At 46.9% G+C, this 21,678-nt stretch carries 25 protein-coding genes and 1 riboswitch; of the genes, 5 read left to right on the forward strand and 20 right to left on the reverse strand.

Annotation, left to right across the window (positions count from 1 at the left end):
* Positions 1-151: 151 nt before the first annotated feature.
* A riboswitch (SAM riboswitch) is annotated at positions 152-277 on the reverse strand.
* A gap of 261 nt (positions 278-538) precedes the next feature.
* Positions 539-682 carry a hypothetical protein gene (locus CHI14_RS29955; protein WP_170948080.1) on the reverse strand — a complete coding sequence of 48 codons (144 nt, stop codon included), beginning with the start codon at positions 680-682 and terminating at the stop codon, positions 539-541.
* Positions 683-731: 49 nt separating this feature from the next.
* On the opposite strand from CHI14_RS29955, the gene corA reads away from it, so the two are divergent.
* Positions 732-1,667 carry a magnesium/cobalt transporter CorA gene (corA, locus tag CHI14_RS10000; protein WP_095288290.1) on the forward strand — a complete coding sequence of 312 codons (936 nt, stop codon included), beginning with the start codon at positions 732-734 and terminating at the stop codon, positions 1,665-1,667.
* Positions 1,668-1,763: 96 nt separating this feature from the next.
* Here corA and CHI14_RS10005 read toward each other — a convergent pair whose 3' ends face one another.
* The 8 genes from CHI14_RS10005 to CHI14_RS10040 all read right to left on the reverse strand — a co-directional run bounded on the left by CHI14_RS10005 (position 1,764) and on the right by CHI14_RS10040 (position 8,910).
* Entirely contained in the window at positions 1,764-2,765 is a 1,002-nt protein-coding gene (locus CHI14_RS10005; protein WP_095288291.1) for an HRDC domain-containing protein, read from the reverse strand.
* Positions 2,766-2,946: 181 nt separating this feature from the next.
* Positions 2,947-3,825 carry an ROK family protein gene (locus CHI14_RS10010; protein ID WP_095288292.1) on the reverse strand — a complete coding sequence of 293 codons (879 nt, stop codon included), beginning with the start codon at positions 3,823-3,825 and terminating at the stop codon, positions 2,947-2,949.
* Positions 3,826-3,895: 70 nt separating this feature from the next.
* Positions 3,896-4,585: an MOSC domain-containing protein gene (locus CHI14_RS10015; protein WP_095288293.1), complete on the reverse strand. Its 690-nt coding sequence runs from the start codon at positions 4,583-4,585 to the stop codon at positions 3,896-3,898.
* A 30-nt stretch (positions 4,586-4,615) separates the two neighbouring features.
* Positions 4,616-5,722, reverse strand: coding sequence for a phosphodiester glycosidase family protein (locus tag CHI14_RS10020; RefSeq protein WP_249281055.1), 1,107 nt, complete (start codon positions 5,720-5,722; stop codon positions 4,616-4,618).
* Positions 5,723-5,727: 5 nt separating this feature from the next.
* Complete coding sequence (locus tag CHI14_RS10025; protein WP_095288295.1) at positions 5,728-6,621, reverse strand: 5'-3' exonuclease; 894 nt, start codon at positions 6,619-6,621, stop codon at positions 5,728-5,730.
* A 174-nt stretch (positions 6,622-6,795) separates the two neighbouring features.
* Positions 6,796-7,161 (reverse strand): arsenate reductase family protein, encoded by a 366-nt coding sequence (locus CHI14_RS10030; RefSeq protein ID WP_095288296.1) that lies wholly within the window; start codon positions 7,159-7,161, stop codon positions 6,796-6,798.
* A 193-nt stretch (positions 7,162-7,354) separates the two neighbouring features.
* Positions 7,355-8,338 carry an RluA family pseudouridine synthase gene (locus CHI14_RS10035; RefSeq protein ID WP_095288297.1) on the reverse strand — a complete coding sequence of 328 codons (984 nt, stop codon included), beginning with the start codon at positions 8,336-8,338 and terminating at the stop codon, positions 7,355-7,357.
* Positions 8,335-8,910, reverse strand: coding sequence for a cob(I)yrinic acid a,c-diamide adenosyltransferase (locus CHI14_RS10040; protein ID WP_095288298.1), 576 nt, complete (start codon positions 8,908-8,910; stop codon positions 8,335-8,337). The genes CHI14_RS10035 and CHI14_RS10040 overlap by 4 nt, the downstream gene beginning before the upstream one ends.
* A gap of 227 nt (positions 8,911-9,137) precedes the next feature.
* On the opposite strand from CHI14_RS10040, the gene CHI14_RS10045 reads away from it, so the two are divergent.
* Positions 9,138-9,749 (forward strand): DedA family protein, encoded by a 612-nt coding sequence (locus tag CHI14_RS10045; protein WP_095288299.1) that lies wholly within the window; start codon positions 9,138-9,140, stop codon positions 9,747-9,749.
* Positions 9,750-9,864: 115 nt separating this feature from the next.
* Here CHI14_RS10045 and CHI14_RS10050 read toward each other — a convergent pair whose 3' ends face one another.
* From CHI14_RS10050 to CHI14_RS10080, 7 genes are all read right to left on the reverse strand, one after another.
* Entirely contained in the window at positions 9,865-10,404 is a 540-nt protein-coding gene (locus tag CHI14_RS10050) for a bifunctional adenosylcobinamide kinase/adenosylcobinamide-phosphate guanylyltransferase (RefSeq protein WP_170948081.1), read from the reverse strand.
* A 34-nt stretch (positions 10,405-10,438) separates the two neighbouring features.
* Positions 10,439-10,990, reverse strand: a complete 552-nt coding sequence (locus CHI14_RS10055; protein ID WP_095288301.1) for a type 2 periplasmic-binding domain-containing protein — start codon at positions 10,988-10,990, stop codon at positions 10,439-10,441.
* Positions 10,991-11,149: 159 nt separating this feature from the next.
* A complete protein-coding gene (locus tag CHI14_RS10060) occupies positions 11,150-11,338 on the reverse strand; it encodes an aspartyl-phosphate phosphatase Spo0E family protein (RefSeq protein WP_336780208.1) in 189 nt (62 codons plus the stop codon).
* 222 nt (positions 11,339-11,560) lie between these two features.
* Positions 11,561-12,769 (reverse strand): aminotransferase class I/II-fold pyridoxal phosphate-dependent enzyme, encoded by a 1,209-nt coding sequence (locus CHI14_RS10065; protein ID WP_095288303.1) that lies wholly within the window; start codon positions 12,767-12,769, stop codon positions 11,561-11,563.
* A gap of 13 nt (positions 12,770-12,782) precedes the next feature.
* The gene (locus CHI14_RS10070; protein ID WP_095288304.1) at positions 12,783-13,283 is read right to left on the reverse strand and encodes an Lrp/AsnC family transcriptional regulator; all 501 of its coding nucleotides are present in this window, start codon (positions 13,281-13,283) and stop codon (positions 12,783-12,785) included.
* Between the two features lie 181 nt (positions 13,284-13,464).
* Positions 13,465-13,860 (reverse strand): spore coat protein, encoded by a 396-nt coding sequence (locus CHI14_RS10075; RefSeq protein ID WP_095288305.1) that lies wholly within the window; start codon positions 13,858-13,860, stop codon positions 13,465-13,467.
* Positions 13,861-13,897: 37 nt separating this feature from the next.
* Positions 13,898-14,128, reverse strand: a complete 231-nt coding sequence (locus tag CHI14_RS10080) for a hypothetical protein (protein ID WP_095288306.1) — start codon at positions 14,126-14,128, stop codon at positions 13,898-13,900.
* A gap of 99 nt (positions 14,129-14,227) precedes the next feature.
* Between CHI14_RS10080 and CHI14_RS10085 the strand changes: the two genes are divergently transcribed.
* Positions 14,228-15,448, forward strand: coding sequence for an NAD(P)/FAD-dependent oxidoreductase (locus CHI14_RS10085; RefSeq protein ID WP_095288307.1), 1,221 nt, complete (start codon positions 14,228-14,230; stop codon positions 15,446-15,448).
* 69 nt (positions 15,449-15,517) lie between these two features.
* On the opposite strand, the gene CHI14_RS10090 is transcribed toward CHI14_RS10085, so the two are convergent.
* The 4 genes from CHI14_RS10090 to CHI14_RS10105 form a co-directional block, all read right to left on the reverse strand.
* A complete protein-coding gene (locus CHI14_RS10090) occupies positions 15,518-16,732 on the reverse strand; it encodes an MFS transporter (protein WP_095288308.1) in 1,215 nt (404 codons plus the stop codon).
* Between the two features lie 120 nt (positions 16,733-16,852).
* The gene (locus CHI14_RS10095) at positions 16,853-17,419 is read right to left on the reverse strand and encodes a hypothetical protein (RefSeq protein WP_095288309.1); all 567 of its coding nucleotides are present in this window, start codon (positions 17,417-17,419) and stop codon (positions 16,853-16,855) included.
* 125 nt (positions 17,420-17,544) lie between these two features.
* Positions 17,545-17,964 (reverse strand): DUF350 domain-containing protein, encoded by a 420-nt coding sequence (locus CHI14_RS10100; protein ID WP_249281056.1) that lies wholly within the window; start codon positions 17,962-17,964, stop codon positions 17,545-17,547.
* A 70-nt stretch (positions 17,965-18,034) separates the two neighbouring features.
* A complete protein-coding gene (locus CHI14_RS10105) occupies positions 18,035-20,401 on the reverse strand; it encodes an endonuclease MutS2 (protein ID WP_095288310.1) in 2,367 nt (788 codons plus the stop codon).
* A gap of 188 nt (positions 20,402-20,589) precedes the next feature.
* Between CHI14_RS10105 and CHI14_RS10110 the strand changes: the two genes are divergently transcribed.
* Both CHI14_RS10110 and CHI14_RS10115 read left to right on the forward strand, forming a co-directional pair.
* Positions 20,590-20,955, forward strand: coding sequence for a phage holin family protein (locus CHI14_RS10110; RefSeq protein ID WP_095288311.1), 366 nt, complete (start codon positions 20,590-20,592; stop codon positions 20,953-20,955).
* 247 nt (positions 20,956-21,202) lie between these two features.
* Positions 21,203-21,592 (forward strand): cupredoxin domain-containing protein, encoded by a 390-nt coding sequence (locus CHI14_RS10115; protein ID WP_095288312.1) that lies wholly within the window; start codon positions 21,203-21,205, stop codon positions 21,590-21,592.
* Positions 21,593-21,678: the final 86 nt, after the last annotated feature.

Genomic DNA, 21,678 nt, shown 5'->3' on the forward strand with positions numbered 1-21,678 from the left:
CTTGTCTATAGGTGGAGAATTGCAAAAAGCGCAACGCTCTAACCTGACAAATTCAAGTTCCATAGCGATAATCAGTGCTGAGAAGTCGGTGCATATAACAAAGACCTTCCTCGGATTCCGAGAAAGGTCATATGTAAATAGATATGCGCCTCTCTCATCTCTCAGTTACAACAGTGCCTCAATGGACACTAAGTCGCTGCAAGAATTAGCACCGTGCGGTATACCGCCGGTTGCCGGGTTTCATCGGGCCAGTCCCTCCACCTACTCTTGATAAGATTTCGCCTTATTCAATTGTGTATTTAGTGTACTTCACCGTCTACTTTAAAACATTAATCCTCTCACGTCAAGCATGTAGTTTTATGTCTGTTCATGTAGGCCGGAACCGTTTGTCTATCGCTGTCATACACTGCTTCATGGCGCGAAATAGACACATTTTTGCGCTTGAAAGCACCATGTACCAGCGGTATACTAAACAAGTGTTGCAAACCCTTATGTGAGAGGTGACATATTCAATGGATGGCGACCCGAGGCCTGACTGTCAGCCGTATTCCGACAAACTGCATAGAGAATTGACATCAGCATGCCGGCAGCGGGACGTTATTTCCGTTTGTTTATAGAGCGAACGCAGTCCTGACTTCCAGGCTCCGCTGCCGACCGGCTGATCTGTTCTTTTTGCGCCCATATTGATGAAAATCCGCCTGTTTGGCGGGTGCAGAAGGAGTGGATGAACGATGAAAATCCGGTTGGTAAACAACGGTGTATTTATCCCGGTGGACGATATTGAGCAGGCACTGACGCCACCAGCTGAGGGATTTTACTGGATCGATGCAGACGTTGATGATCTGGCGGTACTTCAGCCGCTGTTCATGATGCATGATCTGGCTGTAGAGGACTGTTTAAGTGATGAAGAACAGCGTCCGAAGATTGAAATTTATGAGAGCCATTATTTTATTGTCGTAAACAGCATTCGTTTTGATGACGAGGAGATCTTTTTGCGTGCGGTTAACCTGTTTCTAGGGAGACACTATATCATTAGTGTTACGAAGCAGAAGGTCAGCGAACTGCGGACCTTGAAGCCTATTCTGTGGGAACAGGAAGTCAGCACCCCGGATCGTCTCCTGTATTTGTTGGTCGATTTGATTGTGGATAACTACTTTACCGTCGGCGACCGGATCGAAGCGCGCATTGAGAAATTGGAAGAAGATATTTTGATGCACACGAAAAAATCCCATTTGAATGAAATTATCGGGCTGCGCAGTGAGATTCTGTGGCTCAAAAAAGTGCTGGGACCTCAAAAAGAGGTCATCAACACGCTGAATAAAAAAGACTTGCGTCTGATCGATGATCAACTGCAGAAATATTTCAGTGACATCTATGAGAATGCTGTGAAAATATCCGAGACGTTTGAGACTTATCGAGACCTGATGGGAAACTTGCGAGAAGCTTACCAATCCAGTATCGCCAACCGGGCGAACGAAATCATGCGCGTGTTTACCGCCATTACAACGGTGTTCATGCCCCTGACGGTCATTACCGGCATCTATGGGATGAACTTCAATAACATGCCTGAGCTGGACTGGAAGTATGGATATTTTGTAGTCATTGGCCTGATGGTGACCCTCGGCCTGAGCATGTTCTTCATTTTCCGCAAAAAAGATTGGATCTGAACGTATTCATTCAAAAAGACGAAGCGCTCCCCCCAGGGAGAAACAGCTTCGTCTTTTTTCTTTACTCAAAAACTCTCTCGAAACGATATAGGGTGTCTACCCGGCGTTCCGCTCTGTTTCTACATGTCTTCGGAACCGAATGCGGATCATGCGCAATCTCTCGTACACTTGCTCCAGATTGCCGCTAACCGGCTTATCTCCGCCGTATACTCTATGTAATACAGGTTTCAGGAAACTGTCTCCCAGCTCCTCGTATGCACTCCAGACCGCCTCCTGCTCCTGCTCAGGCATGATCGCAAGCTCTGCATCCAGGAGGCTATCCGTATCATAACCTTCCGTATCAAGTGTCTCCAGCAGTTCAATCAGCTCTCTGCGGGATAGTCCGGAGCGGTTCACAATCTCTTCCAGCGTATACCCTTCCTTCATACCCTCAAGCACCTGCTTGCGAGTGGTGAATTTGTCCAGTTCCTGCTTGTATTTCTGTTCTTTTTGCTTGTATAGCCAGCTCTCATATTCATCTTCGGACAATACCGTTTGTACCCAATCAAGTGGAAAAGCCGTAGAACGCTCTACTCCGCTTGTTAGCTCCATCCACTCCTGACCGTATTCATTTGCCTTGCTCTCCCCAATACCTGGTAACTGCATGAGTTCATCCATGGTTTGTGGTACGAATGCACTGATCATGCGCAGCAAACGATTCGTTGCAATAAAGTATGGGGCCTTCCGGTCAGACGCTGCCCTTCTTCTCCGCCATGTGCATAGATCAGCATATAATTCTTCATTGCCGTAGCGTTCACTATAACAATGAAGACGCTGTCCACCATAACTGCGTAATTTCAGATCTTCTGTCTCATGAAACAGTCCCTGAATCAATAGCCGGTAACCTTCACTCATTCGAATCGCCAACTGGTGGCGATAAATATGGAGCAGTTCTTCCCATGAGCTCCCCTCATACCAGATGCTGTCTTCGCGATCTCCTTCCTCATAATGGCTCCACCCGAGATGCCAGGCACCTTCCTCCTCACCAATCCACAGCTGAGCGTGTTCCTCATGTTGACCTGACAATTTGGACAATCGGTTCATGAAAATGACTTCCATCGATTTCCCCTCCTTAATATTGCAGCCTATTCACAGTTAGATGAGCCGCCTCCAGGCAACAAAAAAAGCACCTCTCCTGCAAATTCATTGCAAGAGAGGTGCTTCCTCATTAACCGTAGTATGCTGTTGCTCATATCTTACCACAATGGAAAAATTCGTCAACCACTTGTGATCAATTGAATTATTTGTTCAAAGCCAATTTGGCCAAGGCCAGCGATCCGCACAAACCGGCATTGTCACCAAGGCCTGGTGGAACGACATACTCGTCGATTCCCGAGTGAAGGGCCGGATGCTGAACATATCCATTTAACAACTCCTGCAATTTGCTGCGTACCATAGGGAACAGATGCTCTTGCTTCATGACCCCGCCACCCATCACAATTTTTTCCGGAGTGAGAATCAGTACATAATTCATGAGTGCGTGCGCCAGATAATGTGCCTCAATCTCCCAGGCTTTGTGATCTGCTTGCAGCTCATATGCCGGCTGGTCCCAACGCTTATTGATGGCTGGTCCCGCTGCGAGCCCTTCCAGACAGTCCCCGTGGTATGGACAAAAACCTTCATATGTATCCTCAGGGTGTCTGCGTACAATAATATGTCCCATCTCTGGATGAGATAAACCGTGAACCATTTTGCCGCCTACGACTGCACCGGCACCAATCCCTGTTCCAACAGTGATATACAGACAGCTCTCCAGTCCTTGTGCTGCTCCCCAGGTTGCTTCTCCAAGCGCAGCTCCGTTTACATCCGTATCAAACGTCATCGGCACATCAAAATGTTCCTTGAGTTTGCCAATGATATCATACTGACCCCAATGAGGCTTCGGTGTAGTTGTAATATATCCGTACGTAGGACTTCCTTCAATCGGGTCAATCGGTCCAAAAGAACCCACGCCCAAAGCTTCAATCCCCTTGCCTTCAAAGAAAGCGATAACTTGCGCCATCGTTTCTTCCGGTGTCGTTGTAGGAAAACTTACCCGTTCAAGCACCTCACCATTTTCAGTTCCAATCCCACATACAAATTTGGTTCCCCCAGCTTCAATTGCGCCTAAAATCGTCAAGTTAGTCACACTCCCAAGTTAGTTTAAAGTGAAATTCATTTTTGGATCTGGACGATGATATGTTGTGAATCTACTGTCCGCTCTCCAGCTTATCCAAACGTTTCAATAACGTTTGCCTCCAGCTATCTGATAGCGTTGGAATAGCCAGTAATGCATGCATTCCGGCGGCATCCTTCTTACCCTGATGCATGACCCGGTTGGCCTCAAGAACGGTCATGGATGCAGGGTCAGTGCGGATACGCCTGAACGGAGAGTCAGGAGCGACTTCTCCCTCCTCCAGTACGCGAAAATAGAAGCCGGTAAAGCCGCTTTCCTGAAAATATACAGGCAGCTCTTTGAAATCATACCGGGCAGCGAGTTTGAAGCAGGGTTGTCTTGGCTGGCTAACCTGAACCAAGGCTCCGCCCAGTTCATATACATCACCAATCCGAACTTGATCCTCGGAGCAGCCTTCAACCGTTAAATTCTCACCACAAGCTCCCCAGTCCAGCTTGCGTTCCATCAGCTGTTCCAGCACGGAATACCGACTGTAATCGTATACACAAACAGCCTTATCCGGTCCGCCGTGATTCTCCAGGTCCGCCTGGCCATCTCCTGTCATTCCAGTGAATGACAGGAAAACCGGGCCGGATACGGGAAGTTTGACAATGCCGCTCAGCACTTCACGTTTCTGGCCAGGCAATGGCTGAGGCTGGCCCACATTAATGGCAAGAACAGCTGTATTACGTTCTGCTGACTGTTGATCATGTGCGATTGTCATGTGCTTCATACCTCCCATAACATTAGTACTTTAACGGACTGAGCCGCCAAAAACGAGTGTATTGCTTAACAGCCGCCCTGGTGAAGTCAACATCTTGCCACCTGCATACAACCCCGAGGAAGCTCCGCCATCCAGATTCATGGCCTGCTTGGCACCAAGCTTCTGCATGACTGCCGCCCACTCCTTAATGGTGGCTCCCGACACAGTTGCAAGCATTACTGAACCGTCAGCCATGATGGCGATCCCGCTTCTGGCACCCGAGGCATTCAGAATCTTGGTATCCTTGAATCCTTCGCTGGTTGGGTTCACGGCGACTTTACCGTCTTTCACCAGACGAGGACCAGCACCAACAGCAGTTACTACGTCTTCCCAAGGAATCTCTTTGCCTGATGCGTTGGTATATCTATAGTTCATTTCTACAGTAGAACCCACGGCGAAGCGATCTGCAGTAGATTTCTGATTGCCTGTAAAGACCAATACAGATCCATTCTTCGGAATCGCTACATTGTTATTGGCTACTTTTTTGGTGACAATCCCTTTCTCCATCACAACTGCAGTACCACCCTTGAATCCAACTTTGGGGCCACGCTCCGGAGTATAGAGCATTGATATGCTCGCATTCGCAGAAGGTGTACGGTTAATGAATGTTGCGTACCAGCTGCGTGACTTACCTGCTGAATCGATAACTTTACCTGTAAGACTTACCTGAAGCGAATCCATAATTGCTGTTCCATCTTCCTTGAAACCTATCGTTGTTCCGTATCGTCCAATATGTATCACTTTTCCATTTGCTATTAACATGCCATAAGGATCTGGTGCTCCATTATACGCTTCAAAAAATGCCCCATTAATGGCTGCTTGAGCACCGTATGATTTTACAATGGAAGGCAATGTAGCCGTTTGTCCTACCTGTTTCTTGGCTAATCCTACAGTCACCGGTGTTCCTTTGGGAATGCTTACCGTTTGTACGGTGAAATTTCGTCCTGCTGCTTTTACTTTCTGTACTTTGGTGCTAATTGCCGCTTTTGCATCAGCTGTTTGCGGAGCGCTTACTGCGCCTGATAGTAATACCGGCAAAGCCAGGACGAGGGCCATAGCCCCTGTCCACCACTTTCTACCGGCACGTTTTGTCTGCATGTTGCTCACCCTATTGCCACTCCCATCCAAGAGCCCAGGCTCTTCATCTCAAGTTGTTCGAACTTGTCCATCACCGTATCCGGATCAAGACGCAATTCACATACATCCAGTGTGCAGGCTACCGGAACAGCGCAGTGAATCTCTGCCAGTTTACGGGACAGATGCAGCATGTCGAGATCATTCTCGATTTTTTTTCGTACCGATGGTGTGAGTTTATCCAGATTATCCAGAATACCCTCAATGGTGCCATATTCCTGCACGAGTTTTAGAGCTGTTTTCTCACCGATTCCACGTACTCCAGGGTAATTGTCACTTGCATCCCCCATCAGACCCTTCATATCAATGACTTGGCGAGGGGTCAATTGCTTCTCTGCCATGAGAGATTCAGGCGTATACACCATGTAGTTGCCGTGGCCTTTTTTCATAATAATAATGCTTGTCCGGTCATTGATCAGCTGCAGCATATCATGGTCACCGGTCAGCACCATCACGTTCATATCCGTCTGCTCCGTATAATACTTGGCCAGTGTACCGATGCAGTCATCGGCTTCATACCCCTCTGCTCCAATGTTCGGAATACCCAGGCTGTCCATGACTTCACGAATCAATGCAAACTGGGGAATCAGATCATTCGGCGCTTCAGGACGATTGCCTTTGTATGCCGCGTACTCTTCACCGCGAAACGTCTTGCCACCCATATCCCAGCAGCATACCACATGACTTGGTCCGAAAGTCTGAACCGCATCCCAGAAATAACGGATAAATCCGTATACCGCGTTGGTTGGCAAGCCTGCCTTTGTCCGTCTGATATATCCGCTTGCAGATGTCGCATAAAATGCACGGAACAACACCGCCATACCGTCTACCAGCAACAAAGTAGGTTCATTACGTTGATTCACTTGATTTTGTTCTCTCCTATCTGTATATAGCAAATAAAATATCGAAACTACTTCAATCATTATAGCATAGTTCCGTCAAGCATCGTTCAGCCAAAAAAGCCCTGAATGTTGAATATTTCAAGGCTGCTAATCGGCTTCATTTATGAATGGACAGACACGTCACTCAGCCTGTTTCTAAGCGTTGTTCCATTGCTGTTCATACGTCTCTTCCTTGAATCCTACGGTCACCTGTTCCCCATCTGTCACGATTGGACGTTTGATCAGGCGGCCATTGGAGGCAAGCAGACGAATCTGTTCTTCAGCAGACATGCCAGGCAGCTTGTCCTTCAACTGCTGCTCCTTGTACACTTCTCCACTTGTATTGAAAAACTTTTTCACTTCAAGTCCGCTCTTCTGAATGAGCTCGGTTAATTCTACCTCAGACGGGGGTGTGTCGAAAATCGGGATTAACTCCAGCTCATGGCCTTGAGCTTCAAGCCATTTTACCGCTTTGCGGCAAGTTCCACATTTCGCATACTGGTATACTTTCAGTTTACTCATTACAATGTCCTCCTAAGTGCTCCGGTATTGATTTATCGCTTTCCTTGGTTGCTTCGTAAATCCAAAAGTCACTCTAAATCAATACCATCGCCATACGTTTAAAACGATTTAAAACAACATGGAACAAGGACTGCCTGCTCCTCGGATCACAGCAGCATCCATAATAGGGTTCACAAATAGTGTTTCGATCCCCCTACAACTCTTCCCTTGGCTTCGCCTCGGTATCTAAACGTTTCTCCAGCGCAGCCATATCTGAAGGAAGAGGTGCATGGAACGTCATGCGTTCCTGTGTAAGTGGATGAACAAACGACAGCTCGTAGGCATGCAATGCCTGGCGATCGATCCACGAGTCCCGTTCTTCCCGCATGGCAGCCGTCTGTTCGTCAATCTCATCCTCAGTTAGTGTCTTGTACATTCGATCCCCGATCAACGGACATCCGACAGACGTCATATGTACACGAATCTGATGAGTTCTACCACTCTCCAGCTTCAGGCTGACCGCACTAGCAGTCCCTCCGTTCCACCGGGTTACCGTGCTGTACAACGTTCTTGCTGCGTAGCCGTCAGGTGTGACAATACGGCGATGAGGCTCCTCCGGATCACGGTCAATAGCGCCATCAACGGACCCCTGTTCAGGAGCAGGACACCCATGCACAAACGCAATGTATTTTTTATCTACGGTTCCTGCGATCATTTGTTCAGACACATGCTGATGCACATATGGATTTTTGGCAATAGCCAGCACCCCGGAAGTCTCCTGATCCAGACGATGAATGGGTCTAAACCGGAAAAGCTCTCCCTTGGATTTCCAGTAATGAACAACACCATTCGCCAACGTTCCTGTATAGTGTCCATGTGTCGGATGCACAATTACGCCGGCATCCTTGTTAACAATAAGCAAATGCTCATCTTCATACAAAATGGAAAAAGGTATGGATTCCGGCAAAATGTCATCCGATTCCTCCTGTTCCATCCGAATCTCCACGATATCACCAGCCGATACCTTCACGCTGATATACACGCGTTCTCCATTTAACATAATTCCCTGCTCCGTGAGCTTCAGCCTGGACAAGAGTTTGCGCGATACCTGCAGCCGCCGCTGAAGCACGGTTTTCAGCAGCCAGCCATCTTCATGTTCGGGAACGGTGTAGACAATCGGCGAATAATAGCCGCTCATTCTTTGCGGCGGAACACTTTTTTGCTCCGTACATATTCAATATCCGACACCTGCTGTCTGGCATTGGCGGTCCGTGCTATAACGAAGAAATAATCAGACAGACGATTCAAGTAACGGCGTACCGAAGGATTAATATCCGTATGCTGTCCCAATGTTACCGTGCGGCGCTCTGCACGGCGGCATACCGTACGGCACACATGAAGCGCTGAAGACAGCGGGCTGCCTCCCGGGATAATGAATCGTTCCACTTTCGGGTTCTCCGCATCATACTGATCAATCCATTGTTCAAGCCGGGTGACCATGTCATCCCGTACTTTGTATTTGGTTTCGCTGATTTTCACAAACGCCAGATCCGACCCGCAATCAAACAATTCTTGCTGAACCTCCAGCAAATGTTCGCGCAAATCCTCGAATTTCCCCTCTGTATCATCGATCAAACTGATTGCCTGGCCGACAAAACAATTCAGCTCGTCTATGGTACCGTAAGCTTCAACGCGATCGTCATCTTTGATCACCCGTCCTCCGATGACCGAAGTTTGCCCTTCATCACCTGTTCGTGTATAGATACCCATTTGCAATCCCTCCAAATGTTTAATTTCATTCACATGGCAAAACATCGGTTAATTCTTAATATGCCTGCCCTTCTAATCTCAACTTAACCAGTATACTTGACCACTGCTTGATACGGAAATGCATTTTTTTCAGAAACCGCTTGTACCCTTTGCGCGTATATATGAATTGGCGTGCTCTGCCCGAGTATACGTCAAATTCAGGTAAATCAAAAGTAGAGGAGACGATTATGCAAAACTGGATAACCGATTTCATGGAACAATACGGCTACATAGGCATCGCACTCATTATTGCGCTTGAAAACGTATTTCCCCCCATTCCTTCGGAGATTATTTTGCCTTTTGGCGGATTTATGACGACGTACACCAGCCTCACTCTTCCAGGTGTTATCATTGCGGCTACCATCGGTTCTGTGCTGGGTGCAGTGATTCTCTATGGGATCGGATTGCTGATTGATGTGGAGCGTCTGGAGAAAATTGTAGATCGCTGGGGACATATTCTGCGAATCAAAAAAGAAGATATCCACCGTGTTGATGCATGGTTTGACAAATATGGAATGTGGACTGTACTATTCTGCCGCATGGTGCCACTTGTTCGCAGTCTCATCTCCATTCCTGCAGGCATGTCCAATATGAAATTCGGTTTATTCGTCCTCTTCACTACCATCGGGACACTCGCCTGGAACATTATTTTGGTCTCGGTTGGGGCCGCGCTTGGCGCTTCTTGGGAAAATATTTTGCACTTTATGGACGTCTATTCACTGGTGGTATATGCGCTCCTCGCCATTATCGTGGTAGGATGCGTAATATGGTGGATCAGACGTATGAAAAAAAGCAAATAGAAATCGCGTCTCACGCAACTGAATTGTAATCAAACATTTCTCAATATAAATAAGCCTCCGTACCACAGTTTGTGGTTATGGAGGCTTTTTTCACCTGGGATCTTGACCTATTATCTCAGGTATCGTGGTACCGTACTTCTCGCTTCTTCAAATCAATGGCTAGTCCCGATACCACCATATACATGCGTTCCGAGTGAGACTGCAGTGCACGATTCACCGATGCCATCCTTGCGGCAAAAATACGCTCCTCTTCCGAAGGATACAGGGAACCCTGCATTTCATTGGTAATGACCAGCAGCTTGCCCTGATAAGATAGTAAGGCATCAAGCAGCTGTTGTGTATGTACGCGTTGTTGATCAAGATCATCCGTTGCTCTAAATCCGGCAGCCATCCACGAAGTCAGACTGTCCACAATGACAATTCGCTGATCAGCCAGAAACAGATTCGATTCCCGATTGATCTGATGAATGACTTCCGTCAGGTGATGGCCATTTCCGGCTGAAATGGCTCGATAATGAGCGGATGGCAGTTCCGGAATCACCGGATCATGATCGCCTGTGGATAAATAGATTCCTTCCCGGCTGATTTGAGCCGCATAACCTAGGGCAAACCTGGTTTTACCACTCCCTATCCCGCCAGTGACCGTAATCAGCAATCCGCTCCCCTCCTTCAGTTACCATACTTATACGCTATTCTGTCAGCGCCTTCAGCACTTTTTTGGATTCTTCAACATTGGCAGCCGATAGCGGAATGGTAGCAAACAGATTTTGGGCGGCATATTCCACATCCTTGAACATCTGCATATCTTCGAGTGGGATGCCATAGAGATGGGTTTCTTGTTTCATATCGGTGCCATTGTCTCCCTGGCCATCTTCAACTAACACTCCGCCCTCAAATACACCACGCTCATACTTCTCAGGATCAAATGTATCATCCAGCGGAATATTGGAACCATTGCTTCCGTATTGTTTCATATCTGCCTCTGGCAGAATAAAAATATCATGACTGCCTGCTGCGTATTCTACCATAATTTTCTGTACATCATACATGGCGCTTGTAATGACTTCCACTTTAGGTTCCTCACCCAGTTTTTGCTGCAGATTGGCCTGTAACTGTTCTCCGATTACGGATGGATTACCTTGATTATCAATGATAAAAATGGTAAATCCGTCTTTGCCACCACATCCAGCGAGCAGAAAAATCAATGATACGAGTGCGGTTAGCCCCCAAAATCTCTTCATTCCAGTTCCCCCTTTAGTCTCCTTAGTACAATATATCACAATTGTTCCACGCACAAAAATAGCCCTTACAAATAAGAGATTCTTATTCCCACCAAAAAAAGAAGACCCCTAAAGGTCTCCTTTAACATTCATATGGGTAACGTTTTCGTAACTATCAATTTATCTCCCTTTAATCGGGTTAGCTTTCATATATTCATTGATCTTCAGATCTAATAAACTGCTGATTTCAATCACAATTTCTGAAGTAAAGGATTTCTCCTCCATAAAAATCTGTTCCATCTTGCGGCGAAGCAGGTGGATCTCATCTTCCAAGGAAATGTCATGCAAAGATTCGTGATCTGGTCTCACCGACCATCGGTCGCCTTGATCGCCTTCAGCCAGGTAATGCCCACGATTAGTCGGTAAATCATATTCTACACAAAACAATGCTAACCCCTCCTTGGAAAATTAGTTTCCAAATATATGAAAAACATATTTCAAATTGAAATTATATCACAATATTTTGTAAATGAAAGTTATTTTTTTCTAAGTTGCAAAATGTCCACATTTCCGAAAACACCCTACTTCTTATTAACCCTCTTTTTGCAGTTTGTAAACAAAATTACCGATTCGTTCCAAAGCTTCATTCAATTGGGTCACTGAAGTGGCATAAGAACAGCGCAAGAAGCCCTCTCCCTGTGGGCCAAACACGTTACCTGGAACAGCTGCTACTTTATTTTCGGTCAGGAGACGTTCGGCAAAAAGATCAGAGTTCAGGCCCGTATTTTGAATACTCGGGAATGCATAGAAGGCTCCCTGAGGCTCATGGCAATCCAGGCCGATGTCACGGAATCCCTGTACGATAAGACGTCTGCGCTGATTGTAGGATTCGACCATGCGGTCTTTCTCTCCCAGCCCATTCGTTAGTGCCTCAAGCGCCGCGACCTGTCCCATCGCTGGAGCACACATTACGGTATACTGGTGGATCTTCAACATGGCGGCAATAAGTTCCGGATGACCGCACATATAACCAATCCGCCAACCCGTCATGGCAAAAGCTTTGGAGAAGCCGCTCACAAGAATCGTCCGCTCCTTCATATCCGGGATTGAAGCGAAGCTGACATGTTTTTGAGTATACGTCAGTTCTGCATAAATTTCGTCAGCAATGACGATCAGATCATGCTTTTTGATGACTTCTGCGATGGGCAGCCAGTCTTCGTACGTCATAATCGCACCGGTCGGATTGCTTGGATAACACAAAATCACCACTTTGGACTTCGGTGTGATGGATGCTTCGAGTGACTCTGCAGTCAATTTGAATTGGTCTTTGGCATACGTTTCGACACCCACAGGAACTCCTCCGCCAATTGAAGCAATTGGTGAATAGGCTACATACGAAGGCTCCGGAATGAGAATCTCATCTCCTGGCACAATTAATGCACGCAGAGCAAGGTCAATCGCCTCACTGCCGCCAACCGTAACGATAATTTCATCCTTGGGATCGTACTTCGTATCAAATTGAGTATCCAAATAATGACTGATGGCTTCTCTCAATTTGGGCATCCCCGCGTTGGATGTATAACTTGTCATACCCCTCTCGAGGGAGTATACGCAAGCTTCACGCATATGCCAAGGCGTAACAAAGTCAGGCTCTCCGACACCGAGCGTAATTATATCCTTGTTGTCACCAACCAGGTCGAAAAACTTCCGAATCCCGGATGGGGGTATCTGCTGAACCAGAGGTGCCAGATACGAGGTCATCTTCTTGTTGTTCCCTGTTGTCTGTTCATTCACTATCATGACACATCTTCCTTTACGGCGAGATCATGAGACGGTTATCTTCCTGATGGTCTTCAAAAATGATCCCGTCCTGTTTATATTTTTTAAGAATAAAATTGGTTTTGGTCGAAAGCACAGAATCAATTGGAGACAGCTTCTCCGATACAAAGTTAGCGACTTCACGCAGGTTGCCACCTTCTACTTCTACGAGCAGATCGTATGCACCTGACATGAGATAGACGGATTTCACTTGTGGATACAAATAAATGCGTTCGGCGATACCCTCAAAACCACGACCACGTTCCGGTGTGATCTGTACTTCAATCAGGGCTGTCACTTTCTCATCGTCGATTTTGCTCCAGTTAACCACTGTAGCATACTTTACAATGACGTGGTCCTGTTCGAGCTGGGCCACAGCGTTCTTGATCTTGTCTTCAGACTCCCCCAGCAGTGTAGACAGCAGCGCCGGAGACCTTCTCGCGTCTTCCTTCAGCAGATCCAGAACTTTTAATTGCAGATCGTTCAAATCTTTCATGACTTTCCCTCCAGCGTCATCCAGGTTCCTGAAAATGAATTAATACTTATATTACATGAATTTAACGTCTGTGCAAAGCTAAAAACCGCCTGCCCTCAATTCAGGCAAGCGGTGGTATGGTCTGGACAATCTATGCTTCAATCCTTATTCTCGGTTATGCTTCAACCTGTTCGCAAAAAGGTTACATGTAATAAGGGTTACCGTAATTAGGTTGATGCTGAGGCACATTAGGCGCCTGGCTATATGGACTGGAAAGTGTATTCTTTTCCTGGATGAACTGATGGCATTTTTGCTGCGTTTGATGTGCAGACTGGATTGATTTGTCCAGCTCGCTCCGTGAGGCTTTGGAAGAAGCAGAATACATGTTGTTCTGCTGCATCAGGTTAAACAGATCTCCTTGCAATCTAAGGGTATCATTCGTCAAATCGGTAAACATTCTGCGGGTAACAGGGCAGGAAGATTCAGTCGTTGCTGTAGTATATTCACGGGAAGTTCGTCTTAAATCCGCAAGAATCGACTTCAGCAGATCCTGCTCCTGCATAAAATTTCCACCAGATGACAAAGATTGAGAGTACACGCGGTTTCCTCCTATACATTTGATATTCTGAGACTACCTAAGACTGTGTTGGTGCAAGAGACTGATGCTGCTGAAGGGCATTGACGAGTGTGCTCAGATGCTGTTCATGTGAGCGTACATACTGATTCAGAGCTTGCTGGATTTGTGGGTTATGTGTGATGGAAGCTGTTGCTGCACACTGTTTGATCAGCATTTCTTCATTGGAGATCGAATCTGCAATGTAGTTCAGTTCCTTGGGACTAAGCGCCTGCATCTGCGTATTTTGCATGTGCTTTTTTCCTCCTTAACCTAAAGTTTATGCGAATTTATTGTTACCTTGTCCTGCAAAAGTATACTTATCTAACAATTCAAACCGAGGTGAGTCATAATGGAACTTATAAATGGCAATACATTCTGGCCAAGTACCTTTACATCCCATTTCAGTTACCCTGCTCTTGAAGGCGAGATCTCCTGTGACTGTCTCATTATCGGTGGTGGGATGGGAGGAGCACTATCCGCCAAACTATTAACCGAAAGAGGTTTGAGTACAGTGGTGATTGATAAAAGAGAAATCGGTCATGGCAGCAGTATGGCTAACACGGGTCTGCTGCAATACTCCAATGACAAAACGCTGACCTCCTGTATACATACTTTTGGTGAGCAACTTGGGGTACGGTTTTATGAACTTTGCCGTACTGCCATGAAGCAATTAGAAGAGACCGCATCGAGTCTCGATCTTGATCCTTGGTATATTCCTCGTAACAGCTTGTACTGTGCAAGCCGAGAAGAAGATATGGATCTGCTTGAAGAGGAATACCATACACTCAAAACCTACGGCTTCGGAGTTGAGCTGTGGAACCGGGACAAAATTCGTGCCCACTTTCCATTCAGCAGGTCGATGGCGCTGTATACCCAAGGAGATGCCGAAGTTAACCCTTATAGGCTGGTACATGGCCTCCTTCAGTCCGCTTCAAAAGAAGGAGCTCAGGTGTACGAACGAACGGAGATGATCCATTGTGACTATGGTGAAGAAGGTATCCTCTGTTATACTCCGAACGGAACAATCCGCGCCAAGCAGGTTATCTTCTCTACCGGTTACGAGACCCAGGAGGTCAAAAATGACCGTGGCGCTTATCTGAAGAGCACTTATGCGATTGCAACCAAGCCACTCAGAGATCTTAGCAGCTGGTATAATCATAGCTTGATATGGGAAACGGCTCGTCCTTATTTATACATGCGGACCACCCCCGATGGCAGAATTATTGCCGGAGGGCTTGATGAGGAAATTCCGCGTGAAGACCAGCGTGCAATTCGGGCCGAGCATAGGGGTGAGGAATTACTTAAAAAGATATCTGACTACTTCCCCCTTCCGGATCTGAAAATAGACTATGCCTGGGAAGCGGTATTCGGCAGCACCCATGATGGGCTTCCGCTGATTGGTCCTCATCCTGAATACCCGAACTGTTACTTTATCGAAGGATATGGGGGAAACGGGACAGTATACAGCATGATTGGTGCATCCATTCTTGCGGATGTGATTACTGGGAGCCATAACGAAGACATGGAACTGTTCTCTCTGACCAGAACCACTAAACCTTCCCCCGTGTAAAATAGAAAAAGGTACAGATCAGGAATGGCTTCCTGAATCTGCACCTTTTTTTGGTTGTGACCAAACGGATCAGGACGCTGGCTTACCCTGCTCCGACCCTACTAGCATTTTACGCATAAAAACCCAGCCAACTAATGGGAAAGCTCCTAAAACCACGATGAGCCAGGTTAACGTACGAAGTGAAGGGCCATTCATTACAATAATGATAAACACGGCAAGACCAGCTAGGCGGCCTGTCATCAGACAGAGCTCCCTTAAAACGACAAGTTCAACCCTTTTCTCCACATTTTCGCCGCTCATGCCCATCAAGTCGAATCCTGCCGCAATCATGGGAAGCATGTATAACGGCATGGCCACCGCTGAGCCAACCCCCATAATCAAAAGCGTGCCATAGCTTACCTTCCAGATGAGAGGCAGAAGAACGAGAAATAATATAATTGCCCCCGTCAACATACCTTTCGATCTATAATGCGGTTTGAACCACTTGCCCGCCATCCAATAACTGACCAAAGCTACAGCGGATGTAATTAATGAGAATTGACCCAGTTTGTACTCCTGTTCCGTGGCTACATAAACGAGCAATGCAATTAGAAAGGCGAATACGCCCTCTCTTACACCTTGGGCAGCCAATCCTAGCCCCAACGGTCTCCACTCGCTGCCTGATCTTGATAATTGCTGCCAGGGTTCCGACCAGCGGTAGGTGCCGCTTACTTTTCTCTTTTTCAAAAAAAAGCTGAAGACAACAGCAATCACGTATATCACAAGTGACACGGTAAAAATGAGCCGATAACCCGAATTATCCGCCATTTTCGAGATAATCAATCCTGAGAACCAGGGACCAATGATTCCTGTCATGGAGCCCAACAACCCGACCCATCCATTGAACAGGTCCCGGTTCTCCCGGTCTGTAACTTCAAAGTACACCACATTAAAAGCAATCCAGAACAGACCCAGAGCACATCCGAGCAATATGCCGAGTGGCCATATCCAATCCACCGCTCTTGGTCCAGCCCAAAGAACAAGCATATAAAAAATGCCAGACAATGCTGTGCCTAGACGCAGTGCACTCATTTTATTATGTTCCTTGACCCATTTACCGGCTAACCAGAATGTCAATCCGAGTGCCAGCTGTTGACTTACTGTAAACCATCCCAGCATCGCATAGTCCGGACGACTCTTCCATAGATATACATTTAGAAACGTCCCCGACAAAGCCCCGGCTAACACAAACAATCCATTCACGCCCAGAAGCAGAATGGATTGTCGGCCCAGAGATATCTTCATCTGCTCCCTCCTTATTCCGCTTGAAGTCAGCGCTTCGCGGCAAGTCTCAGAGTTAACGTACCCCAAGCAGAGGAAAAACATGACGAATCTCAGGAATATTTCATTTTAATGGCGTGGAAATTACTTCTTGGCGCTCAGATTTTGAATCAGGCGCAGACGATCATCTTCAGACAAACTATATTGAACTTGGAAACAGCCGGAGCAGACATACATTTGTACTGTAAATGGCGCATCCAGCAGGGAATCCGTTCTTGAAACCGCGTTAGCTACAGGAGTGAATGTGTCCTTCGTGGACGTTTGTGTACCTGCGAGAATCATGAATTCACGGCAATGTGGACATTCCGGTACTTCTTCCTGCAGATCCAGCTGTTTCTCCACGCCTTCTTCATATAGGATCAGATCATTGCCATCGTCCGCGTATTTGGTTAGTGTTCGCAGTTCAGGCAATTTCAGTTCCACTTCATCTCCCCACAATGCCGCGAGGTCAGTGGTTTGATCGCTGTCCTGAGCATCATCTACATCGTAAATATCGCTGACTTCATCCTCATCCTCTTCTTCTCCAATGTTGATGTTCAGCGTACGGTAACCCTTCAGTTCATTGTGACAATAGGGACACTCTTCTTCAGGGCCCAATTCCTCATCCCATACAATCTCGGTGTGACACCACGGACATACTGTTGTTTCCAATTGAATCAACCTTTCTTTTATACAATCTTATTGTCAGGTGTTCATGACGTATATGACACCGATAGCAAAAAACACAATGGAAGCCGCAAACAAAATTCGTATCAATATCTTCATGCCAGGTCCCCCTACATGATGCTCGCGCCGATGACAAATGACAACGAGACAGAAATAATCATCGATATCAATCCCACTGCCCGGTTATCCCGCTCAATTTCCTTGTCAATGGAGAATACCGGTGTCAGAAACTCAAACAGAAAGTAAGCAATAAGCAGTAGAGCAAAGCCTACAAACGACCATGTCATGGCTTCATAGACAGAAGACTTGGCCTGTATGCAGAATCGAAGCACATTACAGATCCCGAAGATCTTGCCTCCCGTTGCCATGGCAACAGCCAGATTGCCTTTCTTGATCTCATCCCAACATTTATATTTGGTTACAAGTTCAAAACAAGCCAGAAACACAAGCAGCTCCATTATGGCTACTGAGAAAAAACCGAGTACCATCCCCAAGGGATGAGACAGCAATTGGTCAATCGTCCCTTTCACTCACTGTTCCCCTTCCCTGTTCCACTGCCCCTCTCACCACGCAGTGGAACACCGTTGTTTCAAGGTCCGGCTATTCCAATTCTGCAACGGTTACGCCGTTTCCGCCTTCTCCGTAATTGCCCAGCCGGTAACTTTTAATATGTTTATGCTTACGCAGATAATCCTGAATACCGGAACGCAAAATTCCCGTCCCTTTACCGTGAATAATATAGATCTGACCCAGATTCGCCAGGAAGGCTTCATCGATAAAACGGTCCGTCTCCATCAATGCTTCCTCCAGATTGGTTCCTCGCAGATCCAGTTCGCTCTTCACGTTGTCATCACGTGTACGCTTCATGGCAGTGACCGGTTTCTGCTTAGGCTTAGCTTCTGGCGCAGATTGCTTCAGTTCCAGATCATCCAGGGATACTTTCATTTTCATAATCCCCAGCTGTACTACTGCTTCTTTGGTTCCCGATAATTCCACGACATGCCCTTTTTGGTTCAAGCTGTACACATGCACTTCATCCCCTGGGCCGATCGCCCGGGTTTTTGGTGCTGATCCAGTTCGCTTCACTGTCTTTTTGCGTCTCTCCGGCTCAGCTTCATCCAGCTGTTTGCGGGCCGCAATCAGCTTATGTTCTTTCACGGATGCGCCTTCCTCCATCGCAAGCTGACGCAGGTCCGCAATAATTTTCTCTGCTTCGGCTCTCGCCTTGTCCACGATGTTACGAGCATCTTCCTCTGCTTTTTCAATCCGGCGTTCACGCTGCTGTTCCAGCTTCTCGAGCTCGGACTGGTGACGGCTCCGCAATCTCTCCATATCCTGACGGAGACGCTCCGCATTCTCCCGTTCCTGCTCGGCTGTAAGCCGGTTTTCTTCCAGGGAAGCAATCATGTGTTCCACACGCTGATCCTCTTCCTTCACTTCGCCACGAGCATAATCGAGAATGTATCCTGGCAAACCAAGGCGCTCAGCGATCGCAAACGCGTTGCTTCGTCCCGGAACACCGACCAGTAAACGGTAGGTCGGGCTTAGCGTATTCACATCAAACTCCATGCTGGCGTTAATGACACCTTTGCGTTCATAAGCATAAGCTTTCAGCTCACTGTAGTGTGTTGTCGCTACCATGCGGCATCCTGTTTGATGCATATGTTCCAGAATGGAGATTGCCAGTGCCGATCCTTCGGCAGGATCCGTTCCGGCACCAAGCTCATCAAGGAGCACCAGACTTTTGGTAGTCATATTTTTTAGAATTCGAATAATGTTCGTCATATGGCTGGAGAACGTACTTAGATTTTGCTCAATGCTCTGCTCGTCCCCAATATCGGCATAAATTGCGTCAAATACACAGAGCTGACTACCATCTTCAGCAGGAACAAACAAGCCGGACATCGCCATGAGGCTTAGTAATCCAATGGTTTTGAGTGTTACGGTTTTACCACCCGTATTCGGCCCTGTCACAATAATGGATGTATAGTCATTGCCCAGTTCAATGTCGGTCGGCACCACATTTTCAATCGCAATCAGCGGGTGACGCCCTTTTTTGAGCTTAATAAACCCACGATCATTCATGCGCGGCAAGGTGGCTTTTAATTCACGGGCATGCCGTGCTTTGGCGAAGATAAAGTCCAGGGAGCCCAGCAAATCGACATCATACAACAGCCACTCACCCTGCTCACTGACAAGGGCTGTCAATTTCTGCAAAATCACTTCAATTTCGCGTTCTTCCCGAATTCGGGTCTCGCGCAATTTATTGTTCATCGCTACAATGGACTCTGGTTCGATAAACAGCGTGGCTCCTGAACCGGATTGATCGTGTACGATCCCGCCGAAGTAAGAGCGATATTCCGCTTTTACCGGGATGACAAATCGGTCTCCGCGAATGGTGATCAGCTGGTCCTGAAGCATTTTCGATACGGTTGAGGAACGGATCATGGAGTCCAGTTTCTCACGGATTCTGGCTTCTCCCCCGCGAAGTTCACGACGTATTTGGGCCAAAGTTACACTGGCACTATCCGCCACTTCTGCATTGTCATCAATACAAACGCGAATCGCGTCTTCCAGTGCTTTTTGCTCTGACAACTGATCGCTGATAAAGAACAGGGACTCAATCTTCTCATCTTCGTGAAGAGCGGCAATCTGGCGTTTCAAGCGGCGAGCAGCCAAGGTTGTATTGGAAATCCCGAGAAGTTCATGCGGATTCAGGGTTCCTCCAATTTCGGCCCGTTTGACGGATGCCGTGATGTCCACAATGCCTCCAAAAGAAGGCGACCCTTTCAGACGATCAAAAGTGAAGGCTTCATCGGTTTGCTGGAGCAACCGCTTTACTTCTTCCAATTCACTGATGGGTTCCAGTTGTTCCGCTTTCTTCTTACCCATGGTTGTTTGGGCATAGCTTTGCAATGTATTTAAAATTTTGCGGTATTCCAGTGTGTGTAAAATTTTCGTGTCCAAGTGTACAACTCCTTCCAAACTATATCTGTATTATAACGAAAGAAACTTTACTGCGCTATTTAACGAATCCTTCCACACATAAGTTTTGACATCATGCCGCAAACTACAGGTGTCAGGATTTTGCAACCTCTTCATGTGTGATGGTTCCGTATGCATAATCCGATCTGAACTTAAAGGAGGTAAACACGTTGAACTTCTTGGGACATGTCGTACGTTTTATCATCGCTGCAATCGTATTGATGGTTGTCAGCTGGATCGTTCCCGGATTTGCTGTAGGTGGTTTCTGGAGCGCTCTGCTGCTCGCTCTGGTTATTGCACTGCTCGGCTGGATCATTGAAGGCGTCTTTGGCAAAAGGGTCACTCCTTTTGGCCGCGGAATCGTCGGCTTCATTGTCAGTGCATTGGTGATCTGGCTTGGTCAATATATTGTTGACCATGTCGAAGTTAGTTTGCTTGGCGCTATTCTTGCTGCGTTGGTGATTGGGATTATCGATTTGTTCATTCCGGTATCCACACCTTTTGAAGCAGGACGAAGCTCCAAGAATAACAACTAAGAAGCATCTAACTAATGCAACTGCATAGCACCTGCGATTCTTCCTTCAACCTCTGATGGCCATATGCCAGATGAGGTTTTTTCATTTCCATAACCTCTCAGCCATTCCTCAAGATTAGAGAGAAAATCTTACTGGCTAATCTTCAAAAAAACGACATAGCCTTCATGTACAGGCCTTACCATTTTGCGGTATGATGACTTGAGAAATGATTAAAATTTCATCTATATCATGCTTAAGGAGGCTCATAATGAAAAAGACTATGGCTTGGCTTGCAGCCTGCATGTTAATCCTGGTTCTCGCCGCTTGCGGAGCAAGCAAACAATCAGCAGGTTCGGACAGCAGCGGTGAATCCGATGCAGGCGTAACCGCTAGCGAGGAACTTGTCATTAAAGCGAGCAACTATGAATTTGATCAACCGGAATACCATCTTAAAAAAGGGGTCCCCGTTAACATTGTTTACGAAAACGTCAATGGTAATCATGGCATTCTCGTTCCGGAGCTGAATCTTCAGCTGGACACCAGAAACAACTCTAAAGTTATTACCCCTGACAAGGTTGGAGAATTCGAGATGTCCTGCTCCGTGTTCTGTGGAAGTGGACATAGCAGCATGATCTCCAAAATTATTGTCGAAGAATAAGTCACAAGACAATGAGCCCCCGTAACGACGGGAGCTCTTTCTGTATTATAACAAATTGTACAATCGTACGATGCCCATGATTTAAG

This window comes from Paenibacillus sp. 7516, assembly GCF_002272715.1.
Taxonomy (GTDB): Bacteria; Bacillota; Bacilli; order Paenibacillales; family Paenibacillaceae; genus Paenibacillus; species Paenibacillus illinoisensis_A.